At 71.5% G+C, this 15,659-nt stretch carries 17 protein-coding genes; 7 read left to right on the top strand and 10 right to left on the bottom strand.

Features of this window, described 5'->3' with window-relative positions:
* Positions 1-11: 11 nt before the first annotated feature.
* Positions 12-1,028, bottom strand: coding sequence for a LacI family DNA-binding transcriptional regulator (locus tag ACV7NL_RS15280; RefSeq protein WP_056481042.1), 1,017 nt, complete (start codon positions 1,026-1,028; stop codon positions 12-14).
* A gap of 225 nt (positions 1,029-1,253) precedes the next feature.
* Here ACV7NL_RS15280 and ACV7NL_RS15285 point away from each other — a divergent pair, with 225 nt between their 5' ends.
* From ACV7NL_RS15285 to denD, 5 genes are all read left to right on the top strand, one after another.
* On the top strand, positions 1,254-2,564 hold the full coding sequence (locus ACV7NL_RS15285) for an MFS transporter (protein ID WP_056190729.1): 1,311 nt from the start codon (positions 1,254-1,256) through the stop codon (positions 2,562-2,564).
* A gap of 133 nt (positions 2,565-2,697) precedes the next feature.
* Entirely contained in the window at positions 2,698-3,615 is a 918-nt protein-coding gene (ltnD, locus tag ACV7NL_RS15290; protein WP_463356115.1) for an L-threonate dehydrogenase, read from the top strand.
* A gap of 14 nt (positions 3,616-3,629) precedes the next feature.
* Positions 3,630-4,442: a 2-oxo-tetronate isomerase gene (gene otnI, locus ACV7NL_RS15295; RefSeq protein WP_463356116.1), complete on the top strand. Its 813-nt coding sequence runs from the start codon at positions 3,630-3,632 to the stop codon at positions 4,440-4,442.
* A complete protein-coding gene (gene otnK, locus ACV7NL_RS15300; protein WP_463356117.1) occupies positions 4,439-5,731 on the top strand; it encodes a 3-oxo-tetronate kinase in 1,293 nt (430 codons plus the stop codon). Before otnI ends, otnK begins: the two co-directional genes overlap by 4 nt.
* Before the next feature lie 17 nt (positions 5,732-5,748).
* Positions 5,749-6,708 carry a D-erythronate dehydrogenase gene (denD, locus tag ACV7NL_RS15305; protein WP_056190660.1) on the top strand — a complete coding sequence of 320 codons (960 nt, stop codon included), beginning with the start codon at positions 5,749-5,751 and terminating at the stop codon, positions 6,706-6,708.
* Between the two features lie 39 nt (positions 6,709-6,747).
* Here the strand turns inward: denD and ACV7NL_RS15310 are convergent, their stop codons facing one another.
* The 8 genes from ACV7NL_RS15310 to mdcA are packed head-to-tail and all read right to left on the bottom strand — an operon-like array spanning position 6,748 to position 13,930.
* A complete protein-coding gene (locus ACV7NL_RS15310) occupies positions 6,748-7,752 on the bottom strand; it encodes an aldo/keto reductase (protein ID WP_463356118.1) in 1,005 nt (334 codons plus the stop codon).
* A 25-nt stretch (positions 7,753-7,777) separates the two neighbouring features.
* Positions 7,778-8,737: an acyltransferase domain-containing protein gene (locus tag ACV7NL_RS15315; RefSeq protein WP_056481050.1), complete on the bottom strand. Its 960-nt coding sequence runs from the start codon at positions 8,735-8,737 to the stop codon at positions 7,778-7,780.
* 13 nt (positions 8,738-8,750) lie between these two features.
* A complete protein-coding gene (mdcB, locus tag ACV7NL_RS15320) occupies positions 8,751-9,635 on the bottom strand; it encodes a triphosphoribosyl-dephospho-CoA synthase MdcB (RefSeq protein ID WP_082503728.1) in 885 nt (294 codons plus the stop codon).
* Between the two features lie 3 nt (positions 9,636-9,638).
* The gene (gene mdcG / locus ACV7NL_RS15325) at positions 9,639-10,316 is read right to left on the bottom strand and encodes a malonate decarboxylase holo-[acyl-carrier-protein] synthase (protein ID WP_463356119.1); all 678 of its coding nucleotides are present in this window, start codon (positions 10,314-10,316) and stop codon (positions 9,639-9,641) included.
* A complete protein-coding gene (mdcE, locus tag ACV7NL_RS15330) occupies positions 10,309-11,025 on the bottom strand; it encodes a biotin-independent malonate decarboxylase subunit gamma (protein ID WP_463357138.1) in 717 nt (238 codons plus the stop codon). The genes mdcG and mdcE overlap by 8 nt, the downstream gene beginning before the upstream one ends.
* Before the next feature lies 1 nt (position 11,026).
* Positions 11,027-11,959: a biotin-independent malonate decarboxylase subunit beta gene (locus ACV7NL_RS15335; protein ID WP_463356120.1), complete on the bottom strand. Its 933-nt coding sequence runs from the start codon at positions 11,957-11,959 to the stop codon at positions 11,027-11,029.
* Positions 11,959-12,270, bottom strand: a complete 312-nt coding sequence (gene mdcC, locus ACV7NL_RS15340; RefSeq protein ID WP_056481057.1) for a malonate decarboxylase acyl carrier protein — start codon at positions 12,268-12,270, stop codon at positions 11,959-11,961. Before mdcC ends, ACV7NL_RS15335 begins: the two co-directional genes overlap by 1 nt.
* Positions 12,271-12,283: 13 nt before the next feature.
* Positions 12,284-13,930 carry a malonate decarboxylase subunit alpha gene (mdcA, locus tag ACV7NL_RS15345; protein ID WP_463356121.1) on the bottom strand — a complete coding sequence of 549 codons (1,647 nt, stop codon included), beginning with the start codon at positions 13,928-13,930 and terminating at the stop codon, positions 12,284-12,286.
* Between the two features lie 166 nt (positions 13,931-14,096).
* Between mdcA and ACV7NL_RS15350 the strand changes: the two genes are divergently transcribed.
* The gene (locus tag ACV7NL_RS15350) at positions 14,097-14,777 is read left to right on the top strand and encodes a GntR family transcriptional regulator (RefSeq protein WP_463356122.1); all 681 of its coding nucleotides are present in this window, start codon (positions 14,097-14,099) and stop codon (positions 14,775-14,777) included.
* A gap of 198 nt (positions 14,778-14,975) precedes the next feature.
* Complete coding sequence (locus ACV7NL_RS15355; protein WP_056190679.1) at positions 14,976-15,242, top strand: hypothetical protein; 267 nt, start codon at positions 14,976-14,978, stop codon at positions 15,240-15,242.
* 84 nt (positions 15,243-15,326) lie between these two features.
* On the opposite strand, the gene ACV7NL_RS15360 is transcribed toward ACV7NL_RS15355, so the two are convergent.
* Positions 15,327-15,653 (bottom strand): cytochrome C oxidase subunit IV family protein, encoded by a 327-nt coding sequence (locus ACV7NL_RS15360; RefSeq protein ID WP_463356123.1) that lies wholly within the window; start codon positions 15,651-15,653, stop codon positions 15,327-15,329.
* Positions 15,654-15,659: the final 6 nt, after the last annotated feature.

Genomic DNA, 15,659 nt, shown 5'->3' on the forward strand with positions numbered 1-15,659 from the left:
GAGGGGCGATCTCAGGCGGTGGCGCCGGGGATCAGTTCATAGCCGAGATCGATCACCTCCGGCGGGCCGTCCGCTCCGAGGCGCTCGGCCGCCATCGCGCCGATCTCCAGGCGCGGGGTGCGGATGGTGGCGAGGGGCCGGGGCATCGCCGCGGCGATGTCGAGGGCGTTGAAACCGAACAGGGCGAGGCGCCCCGGCACCGCGATGCCTTCGGCGAGGCAGTGGAAGTAGCCGCCGAGCGCCATGTCGTCGTTGGAGAAATAGACCGCGTCGAGGTCGGGCCGGCGGGCGAGGAGTTGCCCCAGGGCCTCCCGCCCGGCCGCCGCCGAGGAGGGGCCCGACGCGATCGCGCGCTCCACCAGGGGATGGCCGGCCTGGACCAGCGTCTCGCAGAACCCCGCCAACCGCTTGGCCGCGCGCAGGTCCCGCGTGATGTCGTGCCCGACATAGCCGATGCGGCGGTAGCCCCGGTCGAGCAGGTGCCGGGCGCTGTCGCAACCCACCGCCCGGTTCGAGAACCCCACCACGATGTCGAGGCCGGTGCCGTCGGTATCGATCATCTCGACGACACGGATGCCGCTCGCCCGCAGGCGCGCGACCGCACCGGGCGTGTGCTCCAGGCCGGTGACGATGAGACCGGCCGGGCGCCAGGAGAGCAGGGCGCCAATCAGCGCCTCCTCGCGGCTCGGGTCGTAGTCCGAGACCCCGATCACACTCTGGAAACCGTCGCGGTCGAGGGCGGCGTTGGCGCCGCGCAGGAGATCCGGGAACACGATGTTGGTGAGCGACGGGATGATGATGCCGACCAGCTTGGCGCCCGCCGTGGTACCGGAGCCCGCCAGCATGCCGGCCAGGCGGTTCGGCACGTAGCCGAGGCGCGCCACCGCCTCCGCGACCCGATCCTGGGTGCGCTTCGAGAACGAGCCCTGGTTGCGCAGGACGCGGGAGACCGTGCTCTCGCCGACCCCGGCCGCGCGGGCGACGTCGGCCAGGGTCACGAGCCGGCGCTCGGGCTCATGCACGTTCATCGGCGACCTTCATCCTCGGGGCAGGGACGGCAGAGCCATAGCAAGGTTAGCGACCCGCAACAATCAGATTGGCAGCGCTGCCAATCACTGTTATCTAGGATGCAAGCGCTGCCAACAGGAGTCGCGCACCGATAAAATTCTGCAACGCCAGAACGGTGATCCGCAAAGCGGGCGCCCGCAGGAGGAAACATGACCGTGCAAGCTTCAACGGCGAAAGCTTCGACCATGCCGGGCGCATCCGCGCGCGGCGCCGGCGCGCCATCGTCGGATTTCGTCGAGCAGACCTACACGAAGGTATTCTGGCGGCTCGTGCCGTTCCTGATGCTCTGCTACGTGGTCGCCTATCTCGACCGCGTGAACGTGGGCTTCGCCAAGCTGCAGATGTCCCAGGAGCTGGGCTTCAGCGAAACGGTCTACGGCCTCGGCGCCGGCCTGTTCTTCATCGGCTACTTCCTGTTCGAGGTGCCCTCGAACGTCATCCTGCACCGGGTCGGCGCCCGGGTCTGGATCGCCCGCATCATGATCACCTGGGGCATCATCTCGGCCGGGTTCATGTTCGTGAACTCCGCGACCTCGTTCTACCTCATGCGCTTCCTGCTCGGCCTTGCGGAGGCCGGCTTCTATCCGGGCGTGATCCTCTACACGACGACCTGGTTCCCGGCCCATCGCCGCGCCCGGGTGATCGCGGTGTTCATGTCGGCGATCCCGGTCTCGGGCATCTTCGGCAACCCGCTTTCCGGCTGGATCATGGACACGTTCAACGGCACGCACGGCCTGTCCGGCTGGCAGTGGATGTTCCTGATCGAGGCGGTGCCGGCGGTGCTGGTGGGTCTCGCCGTGTTCTTCTATCTCGACAACCGCCCCTCGGAAGCCAAGTGGCTGAACGCCGCCGAGAAGCAGGTCATCGAGCGCGACATCGCCGCCGACGGCGCCGGCAAGGAACAGAGCCCGCATTCCATCGCCACCGTGTTCCGCAACGGCCGGATCTGGTTCATGAGCCTGATCTACTTCGCCTTCGTCACCGGCCAGTACGGCCTGACCTTCTGGATGCCCACCATCGTCAAGGCGTCCGGCATCCAGGGCAACCTCAACATCGGTCTCGTCAGCGCGATCCCGTTCCTGTTCGCGGTCTTCGTCATGATCCTGCTCGGCCGCAGCGCCGACCGGATGCGCGAGCGGCGCTGGCACCTCATCGTCCCGGCCCTCTGCGGCGCGGTCGGCTTCGTGGTCGCGGCCAGCACCGGCAGCACGGTCGTGGCCATCGCGGCGCTGGCCGTGGCGGCCGGCGGCGTGCTCACCTGCGCGCCGCTGTTCTGGTCCCTGCCCACCGCCTTTCTCAGCGGCGCGGGTGCGGCGGCCGGCATCGCGCTGATCAACTCGGTGGGCAACCTCGCGGGCTTCGCCAGCCCCTACGTGATCGGGGCCCTGCGCGATTCCACCGGCAGCACCGCCGCCGGCATGTACGCGCTCGCCGTGATGCTGGTGATCGGCGCGGTCTGCGTGTTCGTCACCCCGAAGCACGTGGTCAATCGCTGAGCCGGACGGATCCGAAACCCACACCGTGATTCCGGGGCTGCGCAGCAGAACCCGGGATGACGGGGTGAGTGGCAGGAGCATCCGTTCGATCCGCCTTCCCCTGATTTCGAAATTCCATCCGACAGGTCCCTCCATGAGCACGAACACCCAGAACCGCCGCGTAGCCGTGATCGGCCTCGGCTCCATGGGCGCCGGCATGGCCGGTTCGCTCCTCCGGGCCGGCTTCCAGGTCACCGCCTGCGACGTGAACGCGGAAGCGGTCGCGCGCTTCGCCGAGAGCGGGGGACAGGCGGCGGCGAACCCGGCGGCGGCGGCGGCGGAGGCCGACGTGGTGGTCTGCGTCGTGGTCAACGCCGCCCAGACCGAAGCGGTGCTGTTCGGGCCGGACGGGGCTGCCGAGACCATGCCCGAGAGCGCCGTGTTCGTCTCCTCCGCCACCATGGACCCGGCCATCGCCCGTCGCCTCGCGGCCCGGCTGGAGGAGACCGGACGGCACTATCTCGACGCCCCGATGAGCGGCGGCGCGGTCCGGGCGGCGGACGGCGAACTCACCTTCCTGGCCTCCGGCAGCACGGCGGCCTTCGATGCCGCCCGACCGGCCCTGGAGGCGATGGCCGGCAAGCTCTACGCGCTCGGCGACGCGGCCGGGCAGGGGGCCGCCTTCAAGATGATCAACCAGCTGCTCGCGGGCGTGCACATCGCGGCCGCCAGCGAGGCCATGAGCTTTGCCGCCAAGCAGGGGCTCGACCTGCGCAAGGTCTACGAGGTGATCACGGCCTCAGCCGGCAATTCCTGGATGTTCGAGAACCGCATGCCGCACGTGCTCGACGGCGATTACAGCCCGAGAAGCGCGGTCGACATCTTCGTCAAGGATCTGGGCATCGTGCAGGACATGGCGCGGGCGGAAAAGTACCCCGTGCCGGTGGCGGCCGCCGCCCTGCAGATGTTCCTGATGGCGTCGGGCTCCGGCATGGGCCGGGACGACGACGCCTCGGTGGCCCGCCTCTACGCCCAGGTGGCCGGCGTCACCCTGCCGTCGCCCAAGGCCTGAAGGGAGAACAGCCGATGCCGCGTTTTGCCGCCAACCTCACCCTGATGTTCACCGAACGCCCCTTCCTCGACCGCTTCGCGGCAGCCCGGGAAGCGGGCTTCACCGCCGTCGAATTCCTGTTCCCCTACGACCATCCGCCCGAGGCCATTGCCGAGCGCTTGGCGCAGTACGGCCTCACCCAGGCCCTGTTCAACCTGCCGCCGGGCGATTGGGCGGCGGGCGAGCGCGGCCTCGCCGCCCTGCCGAACCGGTTCGCGGAGGTGCAGGCGGGCGTCGAGACCGGCCTGACTTACGCGAAGGCCACCGGCGTGGCCCGGCTCCACCTCATGGCCGGCATGGCGGATGCGCAGGATCCGGCGGCGCAGGCGGCCTATCGCCGGGCCGTGGCCTGGACCGCCGAGCGGGTGGGTCGCGAAGGGCTCGACCTCGTGCTCGAGCCGATCAACGCCCGCAACATGCCGGGCTACTTCCTCAACGACTTCGCCATGGCCGCCCGCCTGATCGAGGACCTCGCCCTGCCGAACCTGAAGCTGCAGTTCGACCTCTACCATTGCCAGATCCTGCACGGGGACGTGACCACCCGCCTGCGGACCCTGATGCCGATGGTCGGGCACGTCCAGACCGCGAGCGTGCCCACCCGGCACGAGCCCGGCACCGGCGAGATGAACGACGCCTTCCTCTTCGCCGAGCTCGACCGCCTCGGCTATGCGGGCTTCGTCGGCTGCGAGTACAACCCGGCCGGCGGCACGGGGGAGGGCCTCGGCTGGTTCGAGCCCTACCGCGCGTCGCAGGGACAGCAGGCGCAAATCCGGGAGGCCACCCGATGAGCCTCGCCCTCGGATCGGTGGCCGACGACTATACCGGCGCCTCGGACCTCGCCAACACGCTGACCCAGGCCGGCCTGCGCACCGTGCAGACCATCGGCATCCCGGCCGACGACCTCGATCTGGCCGGGGTCGATGCCGTGGTGGTGGCCCTCAAGAGCCGCTCCATCCCGGCTGCGGACGCGGTGGCGCGCTCCCGCGCGGCCGAGGCCTGGCTGCGCGGCCGGGGCGCCGCCCATGTCCTGTTCAAGATCTGCTCGACCTTCGATTCGACCGACCAGGGCAATATCGGTCCCGTCCTGGACGCCCTGCGGGGCGATGCGGGCGAGGCCATCGCCCTCGTCACCCCCGCCTTCCCGGAGACCGGGCGCACCGTCTACCAGGGCAACCTGTTCGTCGGCGCCGTGCCGCTGAACGAGAGCCCGCTCAAGGACCATCCCCTCAACCCGATGCGCGACGCCAACCTCGTGCGGGTGCTGGCCCGCCAGAGCGCGGCGCCCGTGGGCCTCGTGGATTTCGCCACTGTGGCGAAGGGGCCGGACGCCGTCGCCGCGCGCCTCGACGCGCTCGCCGCCGAGTGCGTGGGCGCGGCCATCGCGGACGCCGTGAGGGAGACCGATCTCGAAATTCTCGGGGTGGCGGCGCTCGGCCATCGCATCTCGGTGGGCGCGTCGGGCCTCGGCCTCGGCCTCGCCCGCGCGCTCGTGGCGGCCGGCCGGGCGGCGGCGCCGGACAGCGCCTCGGATCTCGGCGCGCCCGTTGGGGGCCTGGCCGCCTGCCTCGCCGGAAGCTGCTCGCAGGCGACGCTCGGACAGATCGCGGCGGCGCAAGCCGTGATGCCGGTGCGGCGCCTCGACCCCGAGCGCCTGCTCGCCGCGGGTGAGGCCGAGATCGAGGCCGCCGTGGCCTGGGCCGGCGATCATGTCGGCGCCGGCCCCGTTCTCATCGCCAGCAGCGCCGAGCCCGAGACCGTGCGCGCCCTCCAGGCCCGCCACGGTGGCGACCGGGTCGGCCATGCCATCGAGGCCGCTTTGGCCCGCATCGCCGGGGACCTGGTGGCGCGCGGTGTGCGCCGCCTCGTGGTGGCGGGCGGCGAGACCTCCGGCGCGGTCGTCGACACGCTCGGGCTGAAGGCCTTCCGCCTCGGTCCCGAGATCGCCGCCGGGGTGCCGGTGCTCCGGACGATGGGGCAAGGGGCAGCCGGCCTCGGCGATCCCATGCTGCTCGCTCTCAAGTCCGGCAATTTCGGCGGCCGCGACTTCTTCTCCCGCGCCCTCGACCTGATGCGCTGAGCCCGAAAGGAAGCCCCATGCACGCTCTGATCCTCGGCGCCGCCGGCATGATCGGCCGACGCCTCACCGACGCCCTCGCCGCGCAGGGCGATGCCCGCGCCCTCACCCTGGTGGACGTGGTGGAGCCGACGCCGCCGACGGGCTTCACCGGCCCTGTCGCCACGGCCGCCGCCGACCTCGCGATCCCGGGCGCGGCGGAGGCCGCCATCGCGGGCCGGCCGGACGTGATCTTCCACCTCGCGGCGATCGTGTCGGGCGAGGCGGAGGCCGACCTGGAGAAGGGCTACCGGGTCAATCTCGACGCCACGCGCCTGCTTCTCGACGCGATCCGGCAGGCCCACGGGGCGGAGGGCTACCGGCCCCGCGTGGTCTTCACCTCATCGCTGGCGGTGTTCGGGCCGCCGCTTCCGGGCGTGATCCCGGACGACATGATCCTGACACCGGCCACCTCCTACGGCACCCAGAAGGCGATGGGCGAGTTGCTGCTCGCCGATTACACCCGGCGCGGCTTCCTCGACGGCATCGGCTTGCGCCTGCCCACCATCTGCGTACGGCCGGGCAAGCCGAACAAGGCGGCCTCCGGGTTCTTCTCCGGGATCATCCGCGAGCCGCTGGCCGGCCAGGAGGCGATCCTGCCGGTGCCCGACAGCGTGCGCCACTGGTTCGCCAGTCCACGCTCGGCCACCGAATACCTTCTGCACGCCGCCCGCATCGACCTTGGTCCCCTCGGCCTGCGCCGCAGCCTGACCATGCCGGGGATCTCGGCGACGGTGGCCGACGAGATCGAGGCCCTGCGCCGCGTGGGTGGTGACCCGGCGGTGGCGCTGATCCGGCGTGAACCGAATCCGGCCATCCAGGCGATCGTGGAGACCTGGCCGGAGGCCTTCGATACCCGCCGCGCCCTGGAACTGGGCTTCAAGGGTGACGCCAGCTTCGACGCGCTGGTGGAGTTGCACCTGGCCGAGACGCGGGGGTAAGCAGGCTGAACGCGTCTCCCTCCCCCGCACAATGGCGTTTTACCCCCGTACGCGCCCCTCGATCGGATAGGCCGGATCGTTGTAGCCCTGGGTCGAGGGGTGGCCGGTGACGACGTGGGCGTCGACCAGCGCCTCGTCCTCGTCCGTGAAGGTGTAGCCGAGAGCGCCCAGATACTCGTCCCACTGCGCCTCCGTGCGCGGCCCGGCGATGACCGAGGTCACGGTGCGGTTGGCTAGCACCCAGTTCACCGCGAACTGCCCCGCCGTCAGCCCGCGCGCGGCCGCGTGGGCCTGGAACGTGCGGGCGATCACCAGGGATTCCGGGCGCCACTCCGTCTGCATCATGCGGGTGTCCTGGCGCCCCGCGCGGGTGCCTTCGGGGGGCGGGGCATCGGGATCGTACTTCGCGGTCAGCACACCGCGGGCGAGCGGCGAGTACGGCACCACGCCGAGGCCGTAATGGGCGCAGGCCGGCAGGTGCTCGGTCTCCGGCATCCGGTTCAGGGCGTTGTAGTAGGGCTGGCTCACCACCGGACGGTCGATGCCGAGATCGTCGCACAGGCGGCAGATCTCGGCGACGCGCCAAGCCCGGTAGTTCGAGACGCCGAAGTAGCGGATCTTGCCCTGGCGCACGAGCTGCGCGATGGCGCCGATGGTCTCAGCCAACGGCGTCGTGTGGTCCTCCTTGTGGAGGTAGTAGATGTCGATGACGTCGGTGCCGAGCCGCCGGAGGCTGGCCTCGGCGGCGCGCAGCACGTGGGCGCGGGACAGGCCCCGGTCGTTGACGCCCGGCCCCATCGGGTTGGCGACCTTGGTGGCCAGCACCCAGGCCTCGCGGTCCCGGGCGATCGCCCGGCCCACCACCTCCTCGGAGCGGCCCTCGTTGTAGACGTCCGCCGTGTCGAGAAAGTTGATCCCGGCGCTCCGGGCGCTGTCGATGATGCGGCCGGCGGTGGCCTCGTCGGTGGGGCCGCCGAACATCATGGTGCCGAGACAGAGCGGCGAGACCTTGAGGCCCGAACGGCCGAGATTGCGATACTGCATCGTGTGCGTTTCACTCCGTCGGGGTTCAGGCCCCGTCCTCGATCCATTGAATCACACCGGCGGACCTCCGAAAATCCTCCAATGCATGAACCCGCGCGTCGGGCAGGGCCGCCCGGGCCATGGTGGCGAGGGCGTGGCCGGGACCGAGCTCGAGAACGTGGTCCGCGCCGAACTCGCCGATGCTCTCCAGGCAGGCGGCCCAGTCCAGGGTCTGCGAGAGCTGCGCGGCGAGCTTGGCCAAGCCCACCTCCGGCCGGAACACCGCCGCCCCGTCGAGGCCGCTGAGGAGGCGCGGGGCCGGACGCGGGGGCGTCGCCAGGGGCGCTTCGGCCAGCCGTTCGGCGAAGCGGGCCGAGGCCTCGGCCAGGAGCGGCGTGTGGGAGGGGATATGGACGGGCAGGCGCACCGCCCGCGCGGCGCCGGCTGCGAGCGCGGCCGCGCAGAGCCTGTCGAGGGCCTCGACGGGACCGCCCACCACCACGCTGTCGACGGCGTTGCGGATCGCCGGGTGGCACCCATGCTCCCCCGCCATCGCGAAACACCGCTCGGCGGGCAGGCCGCGCAGGCCCGCGAGGCCGTAAGGAATGCCGCGGCCGGAATCCGGACCCGCCACCGCATCCATCGCCTCGGCGCGGGCGGCGGCGAGGTCCAGCACCGTCTCGGGCGCGAACAGGCCGGCGCAGCCGAAGGCCGCGAGATCACCGATGCTGTAGCCGGCCACCACGACGCGCGCGGGTCTCGCGGCTTGCGAGGCTTGGGCGGCTTGCACCAGGGTCCAGGCGGCGAGACCGGCGACGCAGCACAGGATCTGCCCGGTGCGGTTGGCGTGGAGGTCCGCGCCCGTGCGCACGAGGTTGCGCGGGTCCTGGCCGAGGAGCGGGGTCGCCGCCGCGAAGATGCCTTGCGCCTCCGGCCGATCGGCGGTGAGGTCGAACATTCCCGAATGCTGGCCGCCCTGGCCGGACAGCAGGATCGCGAGGGTCATGACGGCGCGACGATCATGGTCGCTCCCAGGCGTCGACGAACAGGGTCATGGCGAGAAGGTCGGCGGCCCCGCCGGGGCTGAGGCGGCGGGCGACGAAGGCCCGGTGCAGCGCCTCCGCCCGCGAAAACCAGTCGTCCGGCGCGATACCGCCCGCGGCGATGAAGCGGGCGGCTTCCGCCCGCGCGAAAGCATACCCTTCGGGGCCGCCGCGATGCAGCAGGTTGGTGTCCTCCAGGCAGGCGACGAGGGCGAGGCAGGCCTCCACCCGCGCGGCCTCGGGCGCATCGGGGCGAAGAGCGCGGGCCCGGCGCAGGGCCGGCAGCCCGGTGCCGTAGAGGCTCGGGAACCCGGCCGCCGCCTCGGCCGGCGCGCCCCCGACGCCGTGTCGGCGCCGCGCCCGCGCGCCCGGCGCGTGCAGCAGTTCGGGGCCGTCGAGGATCGCGTCCGCGTGGCGCGCGCGGACATGGGCGCCGAGGCTCCCGGCCGCCGGGCGCATCCCTGAGGCGCCGGCCGCGGCACTGAGGAGGCCGAGGCCGAAAATGGCGCCCCGGTGGGTGTTCACGCCCCCGGTGGCCGCCCGCATCGCCGCCTCCGCCGCGAGGCCGATCCGGCGCAGATGCGCCATCTCGGCCCCCGCCGCGCCGGCCTCGGCGAGCTCCGCGAAGAAGGGCTCCAGGGCATCGGCACTCGCCCGGAAGCGGCCCGCGTCCATGTCGGAATGGCTGCCGCTGTCCACGTGGCTGACGAGACCGGGCTTGGGATAGGTGGCGAGCTCGCGGTGCAGGCATGCGGTGGCGAGGCGGGCGATCCGCCGCGACAGGCCGCGGGGTCGCGCCGGGTCGGGCGTCGCGGACGGGATGGCAGCTCCCTGGATCGCAGGTGCGGAGGCGGACGGCATCGCTCAAGCTGCCGGGGACAGGGCGGCGCGGAGTGTCGCGACGGGCCGAAGCTCCAGGCGCAGCAGGCCCTTGACGAGGACCGCCTCGTCGGGTCCGGCCGCGTGCAGTTCGCGCCAGTTCACGGCGCAACCGTCCGGTAGACAGATCTCGCCGTCGAGGCGCATCGGCGCCGGTCCCGCGATGCGCGCCAGACCGTCGAGGAAGGCGCGATCGAGGGAGTCGGGCCAGAGCAGGTCGAGGTCCGAGGTGTCCGAGAGATAGGGCAGGCCGGTCAGCGCCTGCCAGAGCAGGCCGCCGAACACGCGCGGCACGCAGCCATGGGCCGCCCCGTGCGCGACGAGGGCCGCGATGGTCGGGTGCCAGGCGGCGGGGGCGGCCCCGCCGGCCTCGGTCAGGGTCAGGCCTGGGCGGGGCGTGACGGAGCCCGGATCGAGGGCGAGGCCGATGCGGCGCTTGCCGAGGGCGGGCGGCAGCGGCAGGCCGGCGGCGACGAGGCCGGCATCCTCGCCGGGCCCGCGGCGCCGGGCGATGACGGGCCAGCCGCGTTCCGCCCAGCCGGCGAGATGGGGAATCTCCGCGAGGTCCGGCCGTTCCGCCAGCACTCGGCTCCAGGCGCCGGGCGTCACGGTGAGAAGGTCGTGGCGCGCGAGGGGCGACAGGGGCGATACAGGATCACGCACCCTGCGCCTCGCGCACCACCCGGGCGGCAATGTCGTGGGCTAGCGGACGGCCGCCTCGCTCTCGACCGAGGACGTCGCGGATGTCGGCTGCGGCCCCCTGCGCGATCAGCGCGGCGACCTGGGGACCGAGGGGCTGTGTGGGATCGAGAACCGCCTGCACGGCACCGGTCTGGACCATGTTGTCGAGGCCGGGGGCGAAGACCGGCGTGGCGCGAGCCATCTCTTCCAGCTTCTCCAGGGGCAGCTTGGTGACGCGGGCCACCGAGGGCAGATCCATCACGCTCGGATGGGCGCCGGGCAGGGCCACGAGCACGCGGGTGGCGAGCGCGGTGGCGATGAAGGCGCCGGCCGCGCTGTGGCCGTAGAGCAGGCCGATGGTCGGATGGCCTTGCGCGTCGGCCAGCAGCAGCGCCTTGGCCAGATGGGCGAGGTACTCGTTGAGGCCGAGCAGTTCGTCACGCCGGCTCATGCGCTGGCTGTCGGAATCGATCAGGACGAGGATCGGCGTCTCGCCGCCGCCCCGCACCACGTCGAGGACGCGCCACGCCACGTGGCAGGCGCCCTCGATCCCGAGGGCCGTGTTCCCGTCGATGCCGACCACGGCGATCCGGCCGTCCCCGAGAGGACCATCCCCGGTGATCAGACCGTCCGACACCGTGACGGCGTGGCCTGCGGGAAAGAGCGCGGCGAGGATCGCCTCGAGGGCCATCTTATCGGGCATGGTGCGGCTCCTCCGGCAGGCGGGCGAGCAGGGCGTCGAAGCCCTCGGTGGTCAGGCCCGGCACGGCGGCGGGATCGGCGATGCCGAGGCGGCCCCAAATTTCGGTGGCGTCCCGGGCATCGCCGAAGCGGTCGAGGCGGGCTTCCAGGCGGGCCTGCTCGGCTTCGAGCGTGGCGAGGTCGAAGGAGGGGGCTGCCGGGATCGCCGCCAGGGCGGCCTTGCGGAACGCCCCGATGGTGTCGTCGACGAAGGCGTCGGCGGCGCCGATGAGGCGCCGGTGCTTGCCGCCCATGGTGCGCCACACCAGCGCCCGGTCGCGGGAATCGAATTCCTCCGCCCCCCGGTTGGTCTCGATCACCTCGGGACCGGAGACGCTGAGGCGCCCGCCTTCGGAGATGACGAGGCGCGCGCAGGTGCCGGCGATGAGCCCGCCGCCTCCGTAGCAGCCTGCCCGGCCGCCGATCAGCCCGATCACCGGGATGCCGGCGGTGCGGACCTCCGTGATCGCCCGCATGATCTCCGCGATGGCGGTCTCGCCGGCATTGGCTTCCTGCAGGCGCACGCCGCCGGTGTCGAACAGGATCAGCACGGCGGCCGGCTTCACGGCCAGCGCCGCCCGCAGCAGGCCGACGAGCTTGGCGCCGTGGATCTCGCCGAAGGCGCCTCCCATGAAGCGGCCCTCCTGGGCGGCGACCAGCACGGGTCGCTCTTCAAGCAGGCCGCGCCCGACGATCATCCCGTCGTCGAAGGCGCGCGGCAGGTCGAACAGCGGCAGGTGCGGGCTCATCATCCGCTGCTCGGGGCCGATGAATTCCTGGAACGTGTCCGCGTCGAGGAGACCCGCGAGGCGGGCGCGGGCGCTGGCCTCGTACCAGCTCTGGTCGAACGGAGAGGTGGAGAGAGAGACGGGTTTGAAATCCATCACGGCATCTCCATCAGGCGCGCGCCCTGGGCGAGGCGCAGGGACACGGTGTCGGGGCGCGCGCCCCCGTCGTTGATGGTGATGGTGAGCCCGCCGGGCTGCCGGCGCGCCACGAAATCCGCCACCACGGCGGCCCAGACCGCCCCGTAACCGGCGATCGCGGTGTCGATCTCGACGCGGCAGGCATCGGGCGCGAGATTGCGCTCCAGCAGCACTTCGAGGTTGCCGGAGGCGACGACCCCGGTGATCGCGCTGGCCCGGGTGCCGGGGAGCGCCGTACGGGTGGCGTGGCGGAAGCTCAGTTTCTCCATCGGCGAACCCTCCTCACCAGTTCCGGAACTTGGCCGGTGGCTCGTAGAGCCCGCCCGACCAGTGCACGAGGTCCTTGATCGAGCGCGCCGCGAGCAGCGAGCGGTCGGCGTCGAGGGGCTCGATGCCGAGGTCTTCCGGCCGCTGGATGATCTTTCGCGCGCGCAACGCCTCGACCATCGCGTGATCGCGGCCCCGGCCCACATCGGTGTAGCCGGCGACCCCGCGGATCGCCTGCTCGCGCTCGTCGAGGGTCCGGCACAGCAGCAGGTTGGCGATGCCCTCCTCGGTGACGATGTGGGTGACATCGTCGGCGTAGACCATCACGGGGGCGAGTTCGAGGTTGAGCTTTTTCGCCAGTTCCAGGGCGTCGAGACGCTCCACGAAGGCCGGCACCAGCTTGTCGCCGAAGGTTTCGACGAGTTGCACCACGAGCTTGCGTCCGCGCCGCAGGGCCGGATCACCGGTGCCGCCGGCCTCGCGGCCCGCCTTCATCCAGGTATCGGAGGGATGGCGCCGGCCGTGCGGGTCCGAGCCCATGTTCGGCGCACCGCCGAAGCCCGCCACCCGGTTGGTGGTCACGGTAGAGGAATGGCCCTGGAGATCGATCTGCAGGGTCGAGCCGATGAAGAGGTCGCAGGCATAGAGCCCCGCCGTCTGGCAGAAGGCGCGGTTCGACCGGAGGGAGCCGTCGGAGCCGGTGAAGAACACGTCCGGCCGGGCGCGGATGTAATTGTCCATGCCCACTTCGGACCCGAAGCAGTGGATCTGCTTCACCCAGCCGGATTCGATGGCCGGGATCAGGCTCGGATGCGGGTTGAGCGCCCAGTGGGTCGCGATCCGACCCTTCAGGCCGAGGCGTTCGCCGTAGGTGGGCAGCAGCAATTCGATGGCCGCCGTGCCGAAGCCGATGCCGTGGTTGAGGCGGCGGATGCCGTACGCGGCATAGATGCCCTTGATCGCCATCATGGCCATCAGGATCTGCGTCTCGGTCACCGCCGCCGGGTCGCGGGTGAAGAGCGGCTCGACGTAGAACGGCGTGTCGGCCTCGACCACGAAGTCGACCCGATCACCCGGGATGTCGACGCGCGGCACCCGGTCGACGATGTCGTTCACCTGCGCCACCACCACGCCGTTCTTGAAGGCGGTCGCCTCCACCACGGTGGGCGTGTCCTCGGTGTTGGGGCCGGTATAGAGGTTGCCGTCCCGGTCGGCCGAAACGCCCGCGATCAGGGCCACGTTCGGCGTGAGGTCGACGAAGTAGCGCGCGAACAGTTCGAGGTAGGTGTGCACCGCCCCGAGTTCGATCTGGCCGCCATACAGCATCTTGGCGATGCGGGCGCCCTGGGGGCCGGAATACGAATAGTCGAGCCGCTTCGCGATCCCCTGTTCGAAAACATCGAGATGCTCGGGCAGCACGATGCCGGACTGCACCATGTGCAGGTCGTGGACGCGGGCCGGATCGCAGGCGGACAGGCCGCGGGCGAGGCAATCGGCCTGCTTCTGGTTGTCGCCCTCCAGGCAGACCCGGTCGCCCGGCTGGAGGATCGCCTCGAGGAGGTCGACGACCCGGGACGCCGGCACGACCTTGCCATCCGCGTGCGGCCGCGCCCGTTCCAGGCGCGCCTCGCGGATGTCGCGCTCCTTCTGCCACTGGCTCATCGGATCGGCTCCCGGACTCTGACCCGCTTCGTATACATGATAACGCGAATTCCGGCCATCGATATCCCGAACCAGGGGAAAACGACTCCGTGACGTCATCTGACGTGCTATAGCGGCTCCTCCGTATACGCAGCCGGGCACCGCCCGGCCTCCGCGAGGCGACCCGATGGACGAACCCGGAACGGAACGCGGCCTCCTGTCGGACCAGATCCGCAACGCGCTCACCGACGAGATCGCGGCCGGTCGTCTGGCTGCCGGCACCGCCCTCGACGAGCAGGATCTGGCCGACCGCTTCGGCGCTTCGCGCACCCCCGTGCGAGAGGCGCTTCGGCAGCTGGCGTTCAACGGGCTGGTCGAGCTGCGCCCCCGCCGGGGCGCCGTGGTCACGCGCATGACGCCCGGGCGGATCATGGACATGTTCGAGACCACCGCCGAGTTCGAGGCGATGTGCGTGCGGCTCGCCACCTACCGGATGACGCCGCTGGAGCGCAGCCACCTGATGGACCTGCACGCGCTCTCCGGCGCCATGGTGGCGGCCGGCGATGTCGACGCCTACGACAGCCTGAACCGCAGCTTCCACGAGGCGCTCTACGGCGCGACGCATAACGGCTTCCTGAAGGAGCAGGCGTTGGCGCTCCGCACCCGCCTGTCGGGCTTCCGCCGGACGCAGCTGCGCTACGGCGACCGCATCCGCGGCTCGCGCGAGGAGCACGGAGCGATCCTGGCGGCGATCGCGGAGGGCGACGGCGAGGCGGCGGCCCGGCGCATGCGGGCTCACATGCTCAATGCCGCCAGCGCCCTGCGCCACTACATCGACGCTCACTCGGACGCCCACTCCGACGCGTGATGCGTCAGGCGCATGAAGAACGGCAAGACCGAAGGCAGAAATGCGCCTGGCACATGCAACGGGTGCTGCAGCGCACGCCGTCCTCGAAAAGCCCGGCCTATATCGAGACTGTACCAAGAAGAACGGCCCCCGGACATCCTGAGCTTGATCCAGGATCGTTTGACGGAGACCGGACCTGTACATCTGGATACTAGATCTATGAACACCCGTCTTGCTTCCGCCGCCGTCGCCCTCGTCCTGACCCTCGGCGCCCCCGCCACATCCGCCCTCGCGCAGAGCTACAACGCCCCGGCCGGCATCCCCGCCGCCGCCGCGCCCGGCAGCCGCGTCGTCGGCGCCTTCGATGACGTGACCACCGGCTCGCTCGGCCGCCGCGCCGACGACTCGGCCAAGGCCGGCAACGCCGAGCAGAACAACAAGCCGACCGCCAATTACGGCACCACCTCGGGCGGCCCGGCCTATTGAGGGCCGCGCAACACCTGAGCTGACAAAGGCGGGGCGCGAGCCCCGCCTTTGTCATAGGGACGCGATCTCCTCCGGTGGCGCGCCTCAGCGCGCGAGGTAATCGGTCAGCGTCATCCCGAACAGGATCGCGGCCCAGAAGAAGCCGACCCCGGCGAAGAGCCGGACCAGGGGCGCCTCGTGGCGGACCTCCATCGACACCAGGATGATGATCGCCGCCATCACGGCGACCACCGCGAGTTCGACGATCCAGGCCTGGGCGAAGGGCCGCGTGGCCCCGAGCGTCACGTTCACGGCGAGCAGGGCCAGGAGCGCCAGGAAGGTGCGGACCGGCCTGCGCAGGCGGCTCCACAGGAGGGCGCGATCCTGGGGACCGAGAGCCTGGTGACCGAGAGCGTGAAAGGGGTTGCGCATCGCCGT

This window comes from Methylobacterium sp. Ger2507 (assembly GCF_055231875.1).

Excerpts from the sequence above, each read along its gene's own strand:
- denD (WP_056190660.1), top strand. The coding sequence starts at position 5,749 with ATGCACGCTCTGATCCTCGGCGCCGCCGGCATGATCGGCCGACGCCTC.
- ACV7NL_RS15310 (WP_463356118.1), bottom strand. The coding sequence starts at position 7,752 with ATGCAGTATCGCAATCTCGGCCGTTCGGGCCTCAAGGTCTCGCCGCTC.
- ACV7NL_RS15315 (WP_056481050.1), bottom strand. The coding sequence starts at position 8,737 with ATGACCCTCGCGATCCTGCTGTCCGGCCAGGGCGGCCAGCATTCGGGA.
- ACV7NL_RS15285 (WP_056190729.1), top strand. The coding sequence starts at position 1,254 with ATGCCGGGCGCATCCGCGCGCGGCGCCGGCGCGCCATCGTCGGATTTC.
- ACV7NL_RS15360 (WP_463356123.1), bottom strand. The coding sequence starts at position 15,653 with ATGCGCAACCCCTTTCACGCTCTCGGTCACCAGGCTCTCGGTCCCCAG.
- ACV7NL_RS15350 (WP_463356122.1), top strand. The coding sequence starts at position 14,097 with ATGGACGAACCCGGAACGGAACGCGGCCTCCTGTCGGACCAGATCCGC.
- mdcE (WP_463357138.1), bottom strand. The coding sequence starts at position 11,025 with ATGGCCCTCGAGGCGATCCTCGCCGCGCTCTTTCCCGCAGGCCACGCC.
- mdcC (WP_056481057.1), bottom strand. The coding sequence starts at position 12,270 with ATGGAGAAACTGAGCTTCCGCCACGCCACCCGTACGGCGCTCCCCGGC.
- mdcB (WP_082503728.1), bottom strand. The coding sequence starts at position 9,635 with ATGCCGTCCGCCTCCGCACCTGCGATCCAGGGAGCTGCCATCCCGTCC.
- ACV7NL_RS15335 (WP_463356120.1), bottom strand. The coding sequence starts at position 11,959 with ATGGATTTCAAACCCGTCTCTCTCTCCACCTCTCCGTTCGACCAGAGC.
- ACV7NL_RS15280 (WP_056481042.1), bottom strand. The coding sequence starts at position 1,028 with ATGAACGTGCATGAGCCCGAGCGCCGGCTCGTGACCCTGGCCGACGTC.
- mdcA (WP_463356121.1), bottom strand. The coding sequence starts at position 13,930 with ATGAGCCAGTGGCAGAAGGAGCGCGACATCCGCGAGGCGCGCCTGGAA.
- otnI (WP_463356116.1), top strand. The coding sequence starts at position 3,630 with ATGCCGCGTTTTGCCGCCAACCTCACCCTGATGTTCACCGAACGCCCC.
- ACV7NL_RS15355 (WP_056190679.1), top strand. The coding sequence starts at position 14,976 with ATGAACACCCGTCTTGCTTCCGCCGCCGTCGCCCTCGTCCTGACCCTC.
- otnK (WP_463356117.1), top strand. The coding sequence starts at position 4,439 with ATGAGCCTCGCCCTCGGATCGGTGGCCGACGACTATACCGGCGCCTCG.
- ltnD (WP_463356115.1), top strand. The coding sequence starts at position 2,698 with ATGAGCACGAACACCCAGAACCGCCGCGTAGCCGTGATCGGCCTCGGC.